This is a genomic window from Variovorax sp. UC122_21, from assembly GCF_044056785.1.
Classification (GTDB): domain Bacteria; phylum Pseudomonadota; class Gammaproteobacteria; order Burkholderiales; family Burkholderiaceae_C; genus Variovorax.
The window spans coordinates 2,196,117-2,212,206 of sequence record NZ_CP172003.1 but is presented as its reverse complement, the minus strand read 5'-3'; the positions used below and the strand labels follow the sequence as shown (position 1 = coordinate 2,212,206).

Below are 16,090 nucleotides of genomic sequence, written 5' to 3'. Positions count from 1 at the left end.
GGTCCACCCTGGGCCCAGCGGCCCCGTGAGGATCAACCACATGCGTGCCGACCACGGTCGGCACTTCAGGCTTTCGCTGCCCGCGGGCCGCACCCTGCACGAGGGCCTGGTCGAGGCCCTGGCGCGCGAGGCGGTGCACAGCGCCTCGATGACGCTGCTCGGCGGCGACCTCGAGAGCCTCCGCTTCTGCATGGCCCTGCCCGACCCCTCGGGCCGCGTGCTCGCCACTTACGGCGCGCCCGTGCCGCTTCGCGGCGCGCGGCTGATCTTCGGCAACGCCACGCTGGGCCGCTCGGCCTCGGACGCGCCGCTGGTCCACTGCCATGGCGCGTTCTGCGAGGCGGACGGCGCGGTGCGTGGCGGCCACATCCTCTGCGACCGCAGCGTGGTCGGCCGCCTGCCGGTCACAGTGCTCGTGACCGCGCTCGACAGCTTCGAGCTGCGCGTGGCCTACGACGAGGAGACGCGCATGCCGCTGATGCGCCCCGAGGCGAGGGCCGGCCATGTCTGACGTCCGCCTGATCGAACGCGGCCGCATGGGCCGCGTGGCCTACGCACGCATCGGCCCCAACGAAGACCTGATGCAGGGCGTCGAGAAGCTCTGCGTGGCCCAGGGCTTTCGCCATGCCTTCGTGCGCGGCGCGCTCGGCAGCCTGATCGACGCCTGCCTCGAGCGCCCCGACGGCGCCTGCCAGGTGATCCGCGGCCCGGCCATCGAGGTCGTGAGCCTGGCCGGCGAAGTGCGCCGACAGCCCGACGGCAGCCTGCGCTCCTCGCTCACCGGCGTGGTCGCCGACACCGAGGGCCGGGTCTACGGCGGGCCCTTCGTGGCCGGTGCCAACACCGTGTGCGTCACCTTCGAGATCACGCTCGAGGAGTGGCTGCCCGCCGACGACAACCACTGATCTCGGCAACCGATTTCGACAACTGCAGGACTCCCATGACAGACACCACCTCCTCCCGGCGCGTCGCCGTCGTCACCGGCGGCGCGCGCGGCATCGGCCTCGCGATCGGCCAATGGTTCCTCGCGCACGGCCACCAGGTCGCGCTGCTCGACAACGACCGTGCCACGCTCGAAGCGACCGGCCGCACGCTCGCGCAGCCCGATCGCGTGCTGACCGTGAACTGCGACGTGTCCGATCCCTCGCAGGTCGACGCGGCCGCGCATGCCGTGGTCGCGCGCTTCGGCCGCGTCGATGCGCTGGTCAACAACGCGGGCGTGGCGGTGTTCAAGCGCGTGGCCGAGACCAGCTTCGCCGACTGGCGCGCGGTGCTCGGCACCAACCTCGATGGCGCTTTCCTCTGCACCCAGGCCTTCGGCGCGCTGATGGTGCAGGCCGGTGGCGGCGCGGTGGTGAACGTGGCCTCGATCTCGGGCCTGCGCGCGAGCACGCTGCGCGTGGCCTACGGCACCAGCAAGGCGGCACTGATCCACCTGACCAAGCAGTACGCGGTGGAGCTCGGCAACGCCGGCGTGCGCGTGAACGTGATCGCGCCGGGCCCGGTCGAGACCGAGATGGCCAAGCTGGTCCACAGCGTGGCGATCCGCTCCGACTACTACGACGCGATCCCGCTCGGGCGCTACGGCAGCGTGGAGGAGATGGCGAACACGGTCGGCTTCCTCTGCAGCGACGCCGCCAGCTTCATCAACGGCCAGGTGATCGCGGTCGATGGCGGCTTCGACGCCGCGGGCGTCGGCCTGCCGACCCTGCGCCGCGGACTGCCGTCCGAACGCGCCGCCGAAGCCGCGCACGCCTGAAGGAACCGCACATCATGAACCACGACAACGCCTTCATCACCGGCTGGGGCCACACGGTCTTCGGCAAGCTCGACGCGGTCGACAGCGAACAGTTGATCCGCGATGCGGTGGACCCCGCGCTGCACACGGCGGGGCTCGAGGCCGCCGACATCGACGGTGTCTTCGTCGGCCACTTCAACGGCGGCTTCATGCCGCAGGACTTCAGCGCCTCGCTGGTCGCGCTCGCTGTGCCGCAGTTGCGCCATGTGCCGGCCGTGCGCATGGAGAACGCCTGCGCCACCGGCTCGGCCGCGATCTGGGCCGCGCTCGACGCGGTGCACAGCGGCCGCGTGCGCCATGCGCTGGTGGTGGGCTTCGAGATCATGAATGCGGTGCCCGCCCCGGTGGTCGCGCAGACGCTGCTGCGCTGTTCCTACGTGAAGGAGGAAGCCGACACGCCCGCGGGCTTCGCGGGCGTGTTCGGCCGCATCGCGGGCAGCTACTTCGAGCGCTTCGGCGACCAGGGCGATGCGCTCGCGGCCATCGCGGCCAAGAACCACGCCAACGGCATGCACAACCCCTTCGCCCACATGCGGCGCGACCTGGGCTTCGATTTCTGCCGCCAGGTGTCGGAGCGCAATCCGGTGGTCGCGGGCCCGCTCAAGCGCTCCGATTGCTCGCTGGTCTCCGACGGCGCCGCGGCGCTGGTGATCTCGGCCGAACCGACGGCCTCGGCCCGCGTGCCGGCCGTGCGCTGGCGCTCGCGCACGCAGGTCAACGAATACCTGCCGCTGTCGCGCCGCGATCCCACGCGCTTCGAGGGCGCGGCGCTTGCATGGAGCCGCGGGCTCGAGGCGGCCGGGCTCAAGCTGGACGACCTCGGCTTCGTCGAGACGCACGACTGCTTCACCATCGCCGAGCTGCTCGAGTACGAGGCCATGGGCCTGGCGCCGCACGGCCAGGGGGCGCGCGCCATTCTCGACGGCGTGACGCGCAAGGACGGCCGGCTGCCGGTCAATCCCTCGGGCGGCCTCAAGTCGCGCGGCCATCCGATCGGCGCGACCGGCGTGTCGCAGCACGTGATGGCGGCGATGCAACTCGCCGGCCTGGCGGGCGACATGCAGGTGGCCACGGGCCGGCCCGGTGCCGTCTTCAACATGGGCGGCGCGGCGGTCGCCAACTACCTCAGCGTGCTGGAGGCGGTGTGAGCGCGGCGCAGGCGGCGAACCTCTCGGTGCTGCTGTCGCAGACCGCGGCGCTGTTTCCCGACCGGCCGGGCCTGATCCTCGAGGACCGGACCTGGACCTGGCGCGAGATCGACGCACGCGTCGACGCGCTGGTCGATGCGCTGCGCGCGCTCGGCATGCAACCCGGCGACACGCTGCTCGTGCAGTCGCGCAACAACATCGCGCTGTTCGAGAGCTGCTGGGCCGCGTTCCGCCTGGGCGCGGTCTGGGTGCCGGTGAATGCGCGGCTGACGCCCCCCGAGGTGGCCTACCTCGGCAGCGCGAGCCGGGCCACGGTGATGCTCGCGGAGGACTGCTTCGGCGCGCACGTGGAGGCGGTGCGCGCGGCCTCGGCGCACCTGCGCCATGTAGTGACGATCGGCGAGACCCCACGGGGCACGCAAGGCTACGAGGCGCTGCTCGCGGCGCACGCTGGCGCGGCCAATGCCACGGCACCGGTCGATGCAGACACGCCGCTGTGGTACTTCTACACCTCGGGCACCACCGGCAAGCCCAAGGCCGCGGTGCTGACCCACGGCCAACTGGCCTTCGTGGTCACGAACCACCTCGCCGACCTGATCCCCGGCACCACCGAGCGCGACCGCTCGATCGCCGTCGCGCCGCTGTCGCACGGCGCGGGCATCCATGCGCTGCTCAACGTCGCGCGCGGCGCGGCGACCGTGCTGCCGGCCTCGGACCGGCTCGATCCGCCCGCCATCTGGGCGCTGGTCGAGCGGCACCGGGTCAGCAACCTCTTCACCGTGCCCACCATCGTCAAGATGCTGGTGGAAGACCCGTCGGTCGATGCCTTCGACCACAGCTCGCTGCGCTACCTGATCTATGCCGGCGCGCCCATGTACCGCGCCGACCAGAAGCGCGCGCTACACAAGCTCGGTCCGGTGCTGGTGCAGTACTTCGGCCTCGGCGAGGTCACGGGCTGCATCACGGTGCTGCCGCCCTCGATGCATTCGGCCGACGATGCCGATCCCGCTGCCAACGTCGGCTCCTGCGGCCGGCCGCGCACCGGCATGGAAGTCGCGATCCTCGATGCGCAGATGCAGCGCCTGCCGGCCGGTGCCGTCGGCGAGATCTGCTGCCGCGGCCCCGCCGTGTTCGCGGGCTACTTCGACAACGCCGAGGCCACGGCCAAGGCGCTGCGCGGCGGCTGGTTCCACACCGGCGACCTCGGGCGCATGGACGAGCGCGGGCTGCTCTACATCACGGGCCGCGAGTCCGACATGTACATCTCGGGCGGCTCCAACGTCTATCCGCGCGAGGTCGAGGAGATCCTGCTGACCCATCCGGCGGTGCGCGAGGCCGCGGTGCTGGGCTGGCCCGACGCCAAGTGGGGCGAGGTCGGCGTGGCCGTGCTGGTGTGCGAGCGCGACGACGTCGATGCCGAGGAGATCCTGCGCCACCTCGACGGCCGCTGCGCCAAATACCGCTGGCCGCGCCACGTGCTGTTCTGGCCCGCGCTGCCCAAGTCGGGCTACGGCAAGGTCGCGAAGAACGACATCCGCCGGCTGCTGGCCGAGCGGGCGCAGATCGCGGAGGCCGCCATCGCCTGAAGTGCCATTCCCCTCCCCCACAGCGTTCGCCAGATCAAGAGAAATCCACACAACAGGAGACAAGCGCCATGAACATCCAACGCCGCACCGTGCTGCGCACCGCCGCCGCCGCATCCACGCTGGCCCTGCCGCTGCGCCACGCCTTCGCGCAGAAGAAGCCCTACAGCTACAAGTACGCGAACAACCTGCCGGTCACGCACCCGATGAACATCCGGGCCAAGGAGATGGCCGATGCGATCCGCGCCGAGACCCAGGGCCAGGTCGACATCCAGATCTTTCCGAACAACCAGCTCGGCTCGGACACCGACGTGCTGAGCCAGCTGCGCTCGGGCGGGGTCGAGTTCTTCACGCTGTCGGGCCTGATCCTCGCGACCCTGGTGCCCGCGGCCTCCATCAGCGGCGTGGGCTTCGCGTTCCCCGACTACGCCAGCGTGTGGAAGGCGATGGACGGCGAGCTCGGCGCCCACATCCGCCAGCAGATCGCGAAGGCCAACATCCTCGCGATGGACCGCATCTGGGACAACGGCTTCCGCCAGATCACCTCCTCGAGCAAGCCCATCGCGGCGCCGACCGACCTGAAGGGCTTCAAGGTGCGCGTGCCCGTCTCGCCGCTGTGGACCTCGATGTTCAAGGCGCTCGAGGCCGCGCCGACCTCGATCAATTTCGCCGAGGTGTATTCGGCGCTGCAGACCAAGATCGTCGACGGCCAGGAGAACCCGCTCGCGATCATCTCGACCGCCAAGCTCTACGAGGTGCAGAAGTACTGCTCGATGAGCAACCACATGTGGGACGGCTTCTGGTTCCTCGCCAACAAGCGCGCCTGGGACCGCCTGCCGCCCGAGCTGCAGACCATCGTGGCGCGGCACGTCAACGCCGCCGCGCTCAAGGAACGCACCGACGTGGCCGAGCTCAACACCGGGCTGCAGAAGGAGCTGGCCGCCAAGGGCATGCAGATCAACCAGCCCGACCCGGCCGCGTTCCGCGACCAGCTGCGCAAGGCCGGCTTCTATGCCGAGTGGAAGGCCAAGTACGGCGACGAGGCCTGGGCGCTGCTCGAGCGCAGCGTGGGCAAGCTGGCATGAGCGCCGCGCTGGGGCATGGCCACGGGGCCGCGCTGGCTTTCGATGGCACCGCATCGAACCCGCTCGCGGCGCGCATCGAACAGGCGCTCGGCGCCGCGGTGAGCGTCGCGGCCGGCGCGCTCGTGCTGGCCGACGTCGCTGTGCTGCTCGCGGGCGTGGTCGCGCGCTTCGTGCTGCACCAGCCGCTGATCTGGTCGGACGAGCTGGCCTCGATGCTCTTCATCTGGCTCGCGATGCTGGGCGCGGTGGTCGCGCTGCGGCGCGGCGAGCACATGCGCATGACGGCGCTGGTGTCGGGCCTCGCACCCGAGCGCCGCCAGCTGGCCGAGGCGCTCGCGCTGTGCGCGGCGCTCGCCTTCCTCGCGATGATCGCGTGGCCGGCCTGGGAGTACGCCGCGGAGGAGCGCTTCATCACCACGCCCGCGCTCGACATCTCGAACGCCTGGCGCGCCGCCGCCCTGCCCGCGGGCGTGGCGCTGATGGCGCTGTTCGCGGTGCTGCGGCTGTTCCGCGACTTCGACTGGAAGACCACCACCAAGGCCGTCGGCGTGGTCGCGATCGTGGTCGCGGCCTTCGGCTTCGGGCGCGCCGTGTTCGAGGACCTGGGCCGGCTCAACCTGCTGGTCTTCTTCGTCGGCGTGGTGCTGGCCTGCGTGCTCGGCGGCATCCCGATCGCCTTCGCCTTCGGCCTCGGCACCTTCGGCTATCTCGCGCTGACGACCGACACCGCGCTGCCCGTGATCGTCGGGCGCATGGACGAGGGCATGTCGCACCTGATCCTGCTCGCGGTGCCGCTGTTCGTGTTCCTCGGCCTGCTGATCGAGATGACCGGCATGGCCAAGGCGATGGTGGCCTTCCTCGCGAGCCTGCTGGGCCACGTGAAGGGCGGGCTCTCGTACGTGCTGGTGGGCGCGATGTACCTGGTGTCGGGCATCTCGGGATCGAAGGCGGCCGACATGGCGGCGGTCGCGCCGGCGCTGTTTCCCGAGATGCAGAAGCGCGGCGCCAGCGACGGCGAACTGGTCGCGCTGCTCGCGGCCACCGGCGCGCAGACCGAGACCGTGCCGCCGAGCCTGGTGCTGATCACCATCGGCTCGGTCACCGGCGTGTCGATCGCGGCGCTGTTCACCGGCGGGCTGCTGCCGGCCGTGATCCTCGGCCTGATGCTGTGCGTGGTGGTGCACTTCCGCAGCCGCCACGAGGACCTGAGCCAGGTCGAGCGCTCGCCCTGGTCCCAGGTGCTGCGGCTCGCGCTGGTGGCGCTGCCCGCGCTCGCCCTGCCCTTCGTGATCCGCGCCGCCGTGGTCGAGGGCGTGGCCACCGCCACCGAGGTCTCGACCATCGGCATCGTCTACGCGGTGGTGGCCGGGATCGCGATCTACCGGCAGTTCGACTGGCGCCGGCTCGGGCCGATGCTGGTAGCCACCGCTTCGCTGTCGGGCGCGATCCTGCTGATCATCGGCACCGCCACCGCGATGGCCTGGGGCCTCACGCAGTCGGGCTTCTCGCGCTGGCTCGCCGAGCTGATGGCGAACCTGCCGGGCGGCGCCGGGATGTTCCTGGCCGTGTCGCTGGTGATCTTCGTGATCCTCGGTTCGGTGCTCGAAGGCATCCCGGCGATCGTGCTGTTCGGCCCGCTGCTGTTTCCTATCGCGCGCCAGCTCGGCATCCACGAGGTGCACTATGCGATGGTGGTGGTGCTGTCGATGGGCCTGGGCCTGTTCGCGCCACCGCTGGGCGTGGGCTACTACGCAGCCTGCGCGATCGGGCGCGTGCAGCCCGATGCGGGGATCGGGCCGATCGTGGGGTACATGCTGGCGCTGCTCGCGGGGACGATCGTGGTAGCGGCAGTTCCGTGGCTGTCGATCGGCTTCCTCTGAACTAGCTTCGCACCACGCTGCGAAAGGCCACCGACAGCGCCTCGAGCGCCGCGCGCGGCCGCCCTTCCCCCACGCGCGTGTGCAGCAGCACCGGCAGGCGCGGCAACGCGGGCAGCCCGAGCCGCACGCCCACATCGACCGCGCCGAAGGGCAGCATGCGCGGCGCCAGCGCGGCCACGCCGAGGCCGGCCATGACGGCGGCCGCGACGGCGGCGACGCCACCGCCGACGAAGACCTCGGTCCAGGGCACGCGCGCCTCGTCGAGCAGCCGCGCGGCCAGCGCGCGCACGCCGCAGGGCCCGGCCATGGTGGCCAGCGGCAGCGGCTCGCCCGCGCGGTGCTGCCAGGTCGGCGCCGCGAACCAGCCGAACCGTTCTTCGGCCAGCAGTTCCCGTCGTTGCGACCCGCATGCAGGCGCACGATCACGGTGTCGAGTTCGCGCCGGTCGAAGCTCTGCAGCAGCTCGCCCGAGGAGCCGATGCGGATCTCGATCAGCAGCTGCGGGTCCTGCGCGTTCATGCGCGCGATCAGCGCGGGCAGCTCGGGGCCCGCCACGTGGTCGCTGATGCCGATGGTGAGCCGCTGGCGCGCCTGCGCGAAGGCGCCGAGCGCGCGGTCGTGCACCGCCAGCAGCTCGCGCGCGTGCTCGAGAAAGGCCGCCCCCTTGGCCGACAGCTCCACGTGCCGCGGCGTGCGCTCCACCAGCCGGCAGCCGAGCCGCTCCTCGAGCCGCTTGAGCTTGAGGCTGATGCCGGCCTGCGTGGTCTGCAGCGCCTCGGCCGCGAGCGTGAAGCTGCCGAGCTCGACGATGCGGATGAAGGCCAGGACGGCATCGAGATCGAGGGGGCGTGCAATCATTTCAAAAAATTGTCGCTGATATAAATATCCATAGCAATTCCGTATGACTAGCATCGTCCGACATCACCACCCCCTTGAAGGAATCACGATGCCCATCAGCCATGTCTTCCTGCGTGCCGGCAAGCCCGAGGCCTATCGCAAGGCGATCCTCGACGGCCTCGGCCGCGCGCTCAGCGACGCGCTCGGCGTGTCCGAGGACAACCGCTTCATGACGCTCAGCGAGCACGAGCCCGCGAACTTCCGTCACGGCAACGCCTACGGCGTGAAGCGCAGCGACGACGTGGTCTACATCCGGATCACGGTGTTCGACACGCGCAGCGCGCAGCAGAAGCAGGCGCTGTTCCGGCGGCTCGCGGAACTGCTCGCAGAGAGCCCCGGCCTGCGCGGCGAAGACCTGTTCGTGAACATCGTCGACTCGCCGAAGGAGAATTGGTCGGTGGGCCACGGCCTCGCGCAATTCGCCTGAGGCCCGGCCGACGAGATCCACGATGGAGACATCCCATGCTCGATATCTGCAGAGGTCGCGCAGCGCGCCGGCCTGGCGCCTTCGGCGCTGCGCTTCTATGAACGGCGCGGACTGATCGAGTCCGCGGGTCGCACCGGCCTGCGGCGCGCCTACCGCCCCGAGGTGGTCGCGCGGCTGGCGCTGATCCACTGCGCGAAATCGGCCGGCTTCTCGCTCGCGCAGATCGGGCGCTTCCTCGCCTCCACGCCCAAGGACGTCGAGCTGCGCCGCACCATGGCGAAGCGCGCCACCGAGCTCGACCACGAGATCGAGCGGCTGCAGACCATGCGCGACAGCCTCAAGCACGCGGCCGTGTGCACGCATACCTCGCTGGTCGAATGCCCGAAGTTCAAGGCCAACTTCCGCGAGCTGGTGCGTTAGCAAGAAAACCTCGAAGAAGCGCTTGACTTGAACCGAAGTTCAAGTCGTAGATTGGCCGTCCCCTTCACCACCGGAAGACAGGACATGCCGCTTCATCCCCAGGCCCAGGCGCATCTGGATCGCCTCGCCACCACCCGCTTCTCCGACATGCACACGCTCGCGCCCGACGCGATCCGAGAGGGCATGCGCCGCATGCTCGCGGCCCTGCCGCCCGGCGCGCCGGTGGCCTCGGTCGCCGACCGGCGCATCGACACCGCGGTGGGGCCGCTCGACGTGCGCATCTATCACCCATCGCCGCGGCAGGTGCTGCCGGTCATCGTGTTCTTCCATGGCGGCGGCTTCGTGCTCGGCGACCTCGACACGCACGACGGCCTCGCGCGCGCGCTCGCCGTGGCGACGCAGGCGGTCGTGGTCTCGGTGGCCTATCCGCTGGCGCCCGAGCACAGGTTCCCGGCCGGTGTCGACGCGGCCTTCGCGGCCACCGCCTGGGTGGCCGAGCATGCGGCGCAGCTCGGGGCCGACGGGCATCGGCTCGCGGTCGCGGGCGACAGCGCCGGCGGCAACCTCGCGGCGGTGGTCGCGCTGAAGGCGCGCGATGCCGCGGGACCGCGGATCGCGCACCAGCTGCTGATCTATCCCGATGTCGATTTCCGCCGCATCAACACCTCGATCCAGGCCTACGCGGGGCAGTACGGCAACATCGGCCGCGAGATGCAGCACTGGTTCATGGACCACTACCTCGGCGATGCGGCACCGAAGACCCATGCGCTGGTCTCGCCGCTGCTGGCCGGGGACCTGCGCGGACTGCCGCCCGCCCATATCGTCACGGCCGAGTTCGATGCGCTGCGCGACGAGGGCGAAGCCTATGGCGAGCGGCTGCGCGAGGCCGGCGTGCCGGTCAGCGTGAAGCGCTACGACGGCATGATCCACGAGTTCATGCGCTGGCCCTTCGACGCCACGCGCGAGGCGCTGGCCGATGCCGCGCGGGCGCTGCGGCCCACGTTGTTCGCGGCATAGCGGCCTCAGCGCGGCGGATGCTGCCAGCTCTTGTGGACGAACTCGAGGCTGTGGCCGTCCGGGTCGAAAACGTTGGCCGCGTAGTAGCGCGGGTCGTAGTGCGGGCGCGCCCCGGGTGCGCCGTTGTCGCGGGCGCCCGCGGCCATCGCTGCAGCATGGGCCGCGTCGACTTCCGCATGGCTCGCGGCGACGAAGCCCACATGCACCGCCTCGCCGTTCACCGGGCCCTGCCGCAGCCAGAAGAACACGCGTCCCCGGGCGCCGAAGCCCTTCAGGTCGGGATGGCCGGGCGGGCCGTCCTTGCCTGCGTAGTCGTGCTGATGGGCGATGCCCAGTGGCGCGAGCGCGGCGGCATAGAAGTCGATGGAACGTTGCACGTCGCTGACGGACAGGAAGATGTGGTCGAGCATGGGCGGCGCCGTTTCAGATGTTGTAGCCGCCGGCCACCTCGATGGTCTGCGCGTTGATCCAGGCATTGTCGGGGGACAGCAGTGCCGCGATCACGCGGCCGACGTCGTGGGGCGCGCCGATGCGGCCGAGCGCGGTCTGCGCGGCGAGCTGGGTCTCGAAGCCGGGGCTCTGGTCGAGCGCGTCGCTGGTCATGTCGGTGCGGATCGCGCCCGGCGAGACGGCATTGGCGCGGATGCCGCGCGCGCCGAACTCCTTGGCCATGTAGCGCGTGAGCACTTCCAGCCCGCCCTTGAAGGCGGCATAGGGCGCGACGCCCGGTGTCGCGACGCGCGTGGTCGCGCTGGTGAGGTTGACGATGTGGCCGCCGTCGGCCATCAGCGGCAGCAGCGCCTGGGTCAGGAAGAACGGGCCCTTGAGATGCACGTCGAGCAGGCCGTCGAACTCGGCCTCGCTGACCGAGGCGATCGGATTGAAGAGGCCGTAGCCCGCGTTGTTGACCAGCGCATCGAAGCTGTTGCGCTTCCATGTCGCTTCGAGCGTTGTCGCAACCCGGTCGCGAAAGCCGGCGAACGATGCAACCTTGCCCACGTCGAGCGCGAGGGCCGCGGCCTTGCCGCCCTCGGCTTCGATCGTGCGCACGAGCGCCTCGGCGCCGGCCGCGTGGCTGTTGTAGGTGAGGATCACGCCCATGCCGCGCCTGGCGGCCTGCAAGGCCGTGCTGGCGCCGAGGCCGCGGCTCGCGCCGGTGATGATGACGATGTTCATGCGTGCTTTCGTTGAATCGGTGATGCATCGACGATAGGTGGCGGCCCGCATCGCGGCCTGCCCATTCCTGCCCCGGGCCTGCCCAAAACCGCCGCGCCGGCACGCGGGCACTTGCGGCGCACGGGGCGGTGCGATCTGATGCAGGCCATGGAAGAACAACTGGCGGAACTCCGCGACCTGGCCGCCCATGCGCGCAACCGCCTCACGGAAACCGGCATTCCGCGCGTGGCCATGGTGCAGGGGAAGATTCCCGAGCACGAGCTCAACGCGGTCTACGACCCGATGGTCAACCTGGTGCTGCAGGGCGGCAAGTCGATGACCGTGGGCGAGCGCACGCTGGACTACGGCCCGGCCACCTATTTCGTGATGTCCATCGAGCTGCCCGCGGCCGGAACGGTACGGCCCGCGCCGGGCGGCGAGCCCTATCTCGCGGTGGCGCTGAGCCTGCAGCCGGCGGTGATCGCGTCGCTGATCGCCGATCTGCCGCCGATCGCGCTCGCGCAGAAGCCCGAGGCCGGCTTCTCGGTGGCCGCGGTCACGCCGGACCTGATGGATGCCTGGGTGCGCATGCTGCGGCTGATGCGGCGGCCCGCCGACATCCCGGCGCTGGCGCCGGTCTACGAGCGCGAGATCCTCTATCGCGTGCTGCAGGGACCGCAGGGCGCGATGCTGCGCGGCATCGCCATGCCCGACAGCGCCCTCTCGCGCGTGAGCCGGGCGATCCAGCGGATCCGGCGCGACTTCGCGCAGCCGCTGCGCGTCGAGGCGCTCGCGCAGCAGGCCTCGATGAGCGCGTCGGCCTTCCATCGGCACTTCAAGGCCGCGACCTCGCTGAGCCCGGTGCAGTACCAGAAGCGCATCCGCTTGCTGCAGGCGCGCACGCTGCTGGTGGCGCATGGCCAGAGCGTGAGCGCGACCGCCTTCGAGGTCGGCTACGAGAGCGCCACGCAGTTCAGCCGCGAATATGCGCGCGCCTTCGGGCTGCCGCCGGGGCGCGACGCGGAACGGATACTGGCCGGGCACGCCTGAGCGCGCACCGCGGGCAACGCCCGCTCAGTTGTCGTCTACGCGCACGAAGGACTCGAGCACCTTGACCATGCGCGCGAGCTGCGGGCCGATGTCCTGCTCGAGCAGCTCGCGGCCGAAGCGGCTGGCCGAGCCGCCGACGTTGAAGGTCACGACGTTGCCGTCGGCCTGCCGGATGGCCGCGCCCACGCCGCTGATGTCGCTCTCCCAGCCGCGCACCACCATCGTGAAGCCGCGCTCGCGCCAGTGGGCGAGCGAGGTCTCGATCGCCTGCTGCGTCTGCGGCCAGCGCTCGCGGTCGGCCTGGCGGATCTCGCCGAGCAGCCGCTCGCGCTCCTTCGCATCGAGCGCGCAGAGGTAGGCATGGCCCATCGCGGACAGCGCCACGGGCAGCCGCGAACCGATGTCCAGGCCCAGCGACAGCGGCGCGCTGGAGCGGCAGTTCTCCACGTAGAGCATCGACAGCCCGTTGCGGATGCCGAGCGACACCGAGGCGTCGTAGCGGTCGGCCAGGTCCTGCATGTAGGGCCGCGCGATGCGCCGCAGCTTGAGGTTCGACACCATCGTGATGCCGAGCGCGACCAGGCTGTCGCCATGCGCGTACTTGCCGGTCTCGCGCGAATGGCGCAGGTAGCCCGCCACGACCAGGGTGTAGGCGAGCCGCGCGATGGTCGGCTTGGGCAGGCCGGTGCGGCGCGCGAGCTCGGTGCTGGTGAGCCATTTCTCGTCGGGGCCCCAGGCGGCCAGGATGTCCAGCCCGCGCGCCAGCGCGGTCACGAAGCGCGGGCTGTCGGCACCCACCTCGAAGTCGATCTGCTTGGTGCGTCCCATGCGTTTCTCTCAATTTAATTTCGTTGTACGGAATTATATTTTCGGCGCTTGGAAACGGTTCATGGAATTCCCTATACGAGAGAAACGCGAGCGGAAAGATACTCGCCATCGTTCGAAAGAACGTTCCATAAATCTAATTCCGCTGAACGAAATTAATCGATTCACGCGGAACCCATCCCCACACGCAGGAGACATCTCGTGAACTTCCATCGCCATCCGGGCCGCCGCGCCACCCTTCTCTCCCTCATCGCCGCCGCGACGCTGGCGGCCTGCGGCGGCGGTGGCGGCGATTCGTCGGGTGCCGGCGCCGCGGCGCTGGCTGCAGCCATCGCCGCGCAACAGGCTGGCGCGGGTGGCGCGGGCGCCGGCAATCCCCCGGCACCGCCGCCCCCGGCCGCCCCCGAGCCCGAGGAACCGCGCGCCCAGGACAGCCGGCAGTTCACGGTCGACGAGACCAAGCTGCCGTTCGCGGCCCTCTCGGGCGCGCCCGACACCGACCGCTGGTGGGGCGTGCTCGAGGGCGCGGGCTACCGCGTCGAAGTGCCGAAGAACTGGAACGGCATGCTCGTGATGTACGCGCACGGCTACGGCGGCACGGGCCCGGTGGTGAGCGTCAGCGATCCCACCATCCGCGCGCACCTGATCGGCCAGGGCTATGCCTGGGCCGCGTCGAGCTACACCAAGAACTACTACGACGTGCGCGCCGGCGTCGAGGACACCAACGCGCTCGCGCTGGCCTTCCAGCGCATTGCCTCGCAGAACGGCCGCACGCTCGATGCGCCGCGCAAGACCTACATCGTCGGCCAGTCGCTCGGCGGCCACGTGGCCGCGGCCGCGGTGGATGCCGAGGCGACGGAAACGGCCAACCACAAGGTGCGCTATGCGGGCGCGGTGCCGATGTGCGGCGTGCTCGGCGACACCGAGCTCTACAACTACTTCGGCGCCTCGCAGATCGCGGCGCAGCAGCTGGCCGGCCTGCCCGTCACCGGCTGGCCCGTGGGCAACTGGGCCGACCTGCTGCCCACGGTGCGCGCCGCGCTGTTCACCAGATTCCCGAGCGCGACGACCGCGCAGGGCGAGAAGTACAAGGCCATCGTCAAGAACCTCACGGGCGGCGAACGCCCGATGTTCGACGCCGGCTTCGCGGGCAGCATGAACGCCACCGTGTGGGGCACCTTCGGCCGCGACGGCACCATCAACGGCATCCTCAACCGCGATGGCTACGACACCACCGGCATCGTCTACCAGCTCGACAACGACCCGGCGCAGAACGCCGAGGAGATCACCTTCAACCAGGGCGCCTACCGGCTGCATGCCGACCCCGAGGCCAACCGGCTGCGGCGCGACGGCCTGCGCTGGTTCCCCAAGTCCAATGCGCGCATCGACGTGCCGGTGGTGACCATCCACACGCTGGGCGACGTCTACGTGCCGTTCAGCATGGAGCAGATCTACAAGCGCCGCGCCGATGCGCTGGGCACCTCGAAGTGGCTCGTGCAGCGCGCGATCCGCGGCATCAGCCACTGCGACTTCACGACCGAGGAACAGACCCAGGCCTTCGACGCGATGACGAACTGGGAGCAGAACGGCGTGAAGCCGGCCGGCGACGAGGTGCTCGACGCCGCGACCGTGGCGCGCGCCGACTACGGCTGCAAGTTCTCCTCGGCCAGCCGCGGCGGCTGTCCCGCGCCCTGACGGCGCCGGTGCGGCGCGTCCCGTTCGCGGGGCGGCCGCACCGCCTTTTCCGTTTTTTCGTTCGCACGTCCTTCCATGAAACAACCCACCCTCACCCGCCGTGCGCTGCACGCCCTGCTGCTGGCCGCCGGCCTCGCCGCCGCTCCCGCCTTCGCGCAGTCCGATGCCTTTCCGGTCCGCCCGATCCGCGTGCTGATCGGCTTCACCGCCGGCGGCTCGACCGACGTGCCCTTCCGCGTGCTGGCCGAGAACGCCTCGAAGATCCTCGGCCAGCCGGTCATCATCGAGAACAAGCCCGGCGCCGGCGGCGTGCTGCCCGCGCAGACCATGCAGGCCACCGCGCCCGACGGCTACACGCTCGCGCAGGTGCCGCTGCCGGTGTTCCGCCTGCCCTACACCACCAAGCTCAACTGGGACCCGGCCAACGACCTGAGCTACGTGATCGGCCTCGCCGGCTACTCCTTCGGCCTGGTGGTGCCCGCCGATTCGCCGATCAAGTCGATGCGCGAGTACCTCGCCTACGCCAAGGCCAACCCGGGCCGCCTGAGCTACGGCACGCCGGGCGCGCTCACCACCTTGCACCTGACGATGGAAGCGATCGCGATCCAGGCCGGCGTGGAGTTCAATCACGTGCCCTACAAGGGCAACTCCGAATCGCTGCAGGCGGTGCTCGGCGGCCACGTGATGTCGGTGGCCGACACGCCGGGCTGGGGCCCCTATGTCGACCAGGGCAAGCTGCGGCTGCTGTCGACCTGGGGCGAGACTCGTTCGAAGAAATACCCGAACGCGCCCACGCTCAAGGAGTCGGGCATCGACATGGTGCAGGCCTCGCCCTTCGGCCTGGTGCTGCCCAAGGGCGCGAACCCGAAGGTGGTCGCGATCCTGCACGACGCCTTCAAGAAGGCGATGGAGATGCCCAACTACCAGGAGTCGCTCGCCAAGTTCGACATGGAGACCTTCTACATGGACAGCGCCACCTACAAGCAGTACGCGGTGCGCACCATGAAGACCGAGAAGGCCGTGATCGACAAGCTGGGGCTGGGCACGGCGGGCGCCGCCAAGTAGGCGGCCGCCACGCCGCGCACCGGCGATGGCGCGGGAGAACGCCTC

General features: G+C 70.4%; 16 protein-coding genes and 1 pseudogene. 13 read left to right on the top strand and 4 right to left on the bottom strand.

Annotation, left to right across the window (positions count from 1 at the left end):
* Positions 1-40: 40 nt before the first annotated feature.
* The 7 genes from ACHMXE_RS11250 (at position 41) to ACHMXE_RS11220 (ending at position 7,494) form a co-directional block, all read left to right on the top strand.
* Positions 41-511: a PCC domain-containing protein gene (locus ACHMXE_RS11250; RefSeq protein ID WP_395346033.1), complete on the top strand. Its 471-nt coding sequence runs from the start codon at positions 41-43 to the stop codon at positions 509-511.
* Complete coding sequence (locus ACHMXE_RS11245) at positions 504-905, top strand: PPC domain-containing DNA-binding protein (RefSeq protein WP_395346032.1); 402 nt, start codon at positions 504-506, stop codon at positions 903-905. The genes ACHMXE_RS11250 and ACHMXE_RS11245 overlap by 8 nt, the downstream gene beginning before the upstream one ends.
* A 35-nt stretch (positions 906-940) precedes the next feature.
* Positions 941-1,759, top strand: a complete 819-nt coding sequence (locus ACHMXE_RS11240) for an SDR family NAD(P)-dependent oxidoreductase (protein ID WP_395346031.1) — start codon at positions 941-943, stop codon at positions 1,757-1,759.
* 14 nt (positions 1,760-1,773) lie between these two features.
* The gene (locus tag ACHMXE_RS11235; protein WP_395346030.1) at positions 1,774-2,946 is read left to right on the top strand and encodes an acetyl-CoA acetyltransferase; all 1,173 of its coding nucleotides are present in this window, start codon (positions 1,774-1,776) and stop codon (positions 2,944-2,946) included.
* On the top strand, positions 2,943-4,532 hold the full coding sequence (locus ACHMXE_RS11230) for an acyl-CoA synthetase (protein ID WP_395346029.1): 1,590 nt from the start codon (positions 2,943-2,945) through the stop codon (positions 4,530-4,532). Before ACHMXE_RS11235 ends, ACHMXE_RS11230 begins: the two co-directional genes overlap by 4 nt.
* A gap of 68 nt (positions 4,533-4,600) precedes the next feature.
* On the top strand, positions 4,601-5,614 hold the full coding sequence (locus ACHMXE_RS11225) for a TRAP transporter substrate-binding protein (RefSeq protein WP_209539329.1): 1,014 nt from the start codon (positions 4,601-4,603) through the stop codon (positions 5,612-5,614).
* Positions 5,611-7,494: a TRAP transporter large permease subunit gene (locus ACHMXE_RS11220; protein ID WP_395346028.1), complete on the top strand. Its 1,884-nt coding sequence runs from the start codon at positions 5,611-5,613 to the stop codon at positions 7,492-7,494. The genes ACHMXE_RS11225 and ACHMXE_RS11220 overlap by 4 nt, the downstream gene beginning before the upstream one ends.
* A 1-nt stretch (position 7,495) precedes the next feature.
* Here the strand turns inward: ACHMXE_RS11220 and ACHMXE_RS11215 are convergent.
* Positions 7,496-8,352: pseudogene (locus tag ACHMXE_RS11215) on the bottom strand (LysR family transcriptional regulator).
* Between the two features lie 88 nt (positions 8,353-8,440).
* Between ACHMXE_RS11215 and ACHMXE_RS11210 the strand changes: the two are divergent.
* The 3 genes from ACHMXE_RS11210 (at position 8,441) to ACHMXE_RS11200 (ending at position 10,255) form a co-directional block, all read left to right on the top strand.
* A complete protein-coding gene (locus tag ACHMXE_RS11210) occupies positions 8,441-8,818 on the top strand; it encodes a tautomerase family protein (protein ID WP_395346026.1) in 378 nt (125 codons plus the stop codon).
* 15 nt (positions 8,819-8,833) lie between these two features.
* Complete coding sequence (locus tag ACHMXE_RS11205; protein WP_395347353.1) at positions 8,834-9,238, top strand: MerR family transcriptional regulator; 405 nt, start codon at positions 8,834-8,836, stop codon at positions 9,236-9,238.
* 84 nt (positions 9,239-9,322) lie between these two features.
* Positions 9,323-10,255, top strand: a complete 933-nt coding sequence (locus ACHMXE_RS11200; protein ID WP_395346025.1) for an alpha/beta hydrolase — start codon at positions 9,323-9,325, stop codon at positions 10,253-10,255.
* A gap of 5 nt (positions 10,256-10,260) precedes the next feature.
* On the opposite strand, the gene ACHMXE_RS11195 is transcribed toward ACHMXE_RS11200, so the two are convergent.
* Both ACHMXE_RS11195 and ACHMXE_RS11190 read right to left on the bottom strand, forming a co-directional pair.
* Complete coding sequence (locus ACHMXE_RS11195) at positions 10,261-10,665, bottom strand: VOC family protein (RefSeq protein WP_395346024.1); 405 nt, start codon at positions 10,663-10,665, stop codon at positions 10,261-10,263.
* Positions 10,666-10,678: 13 nt separating this feature from the next.
* On the bottom strand, positions 10,679-11,431 hold the full coding sequence (locus ACHMXE_RS11190; protein WP_395346023.1) for an SDR family NAD(P)-dependent oxidoreductase: 753 nt from the start codon (positions 11,429-11,431) through the stop codon (positions 10,679-10,681).
* A gap of 147 nt (positions 11,432-11,578) precedes the next feature.
* Between ACHMXE_RS11190 and ACHMXE_RS11185 the strand changes: the two genes are divergently transcribed.
* On the top strand, positions 11,579-12,460 hold the full coding sequence (locus ACHMXE_RS11185; protein ID WP_395346022.1) for an AraC family transcriptional regulator N-terminal domain-containing protein: 882 nt from the start codon (positions 11,579-11,581) through the stop codon (positions 12,458-12,460).
* A gap of 24 nt (positions 12,461-12,484) precedes the next feature.
* Here the strand turns inward: ACHMXE_RS11185 and ACHMXE_RS11180 are convergent, their stop codons facing one another.
* On the bottom strand, positions 12,485-13,288 hold the full coding sequence (locus tag ACHMXE_RS11180) for an IclR family transcriptional regulator (RefSeq protein WP_395346021.1): 804 nt from the start codon (positions 13,286-13,288) through the stop codon (positions 12,485-12,487).
* A 198-nt stretch (positions 13,289-13,486) separates the two neighbouring features.
* Between ACHMXE_RS11180 and ACHMXE_RS11175 the strand changes: the two genes are divergently transcribed.
* Entirely contained in the window at positions 13,487-14,980 is a 1,494-nt protein-coding gene (locus tag ACHMXE_RS11175) for an alpha/beta hydrolase (RefSeq protein WP_395346020.1), read from the top strand.
* A gap of 75 nt (positions 14,981-15,055) precedes the next feature.
* Positions 15,056-16,045 (top strand): tripartite tricarboxylate transporter substrate-binding protein, encoded by a 990-nt coding sequence (locus ACHMXE_RS11170; RefSeq protein ID WP_395346019.1) that lies wholly within the window; start codon positions 15,056-15,058, stop codon positions 16,043-16,045.
* The last annotated feature ends 45 nt before the right edge of the window (positions 16,046-16,090 follow it).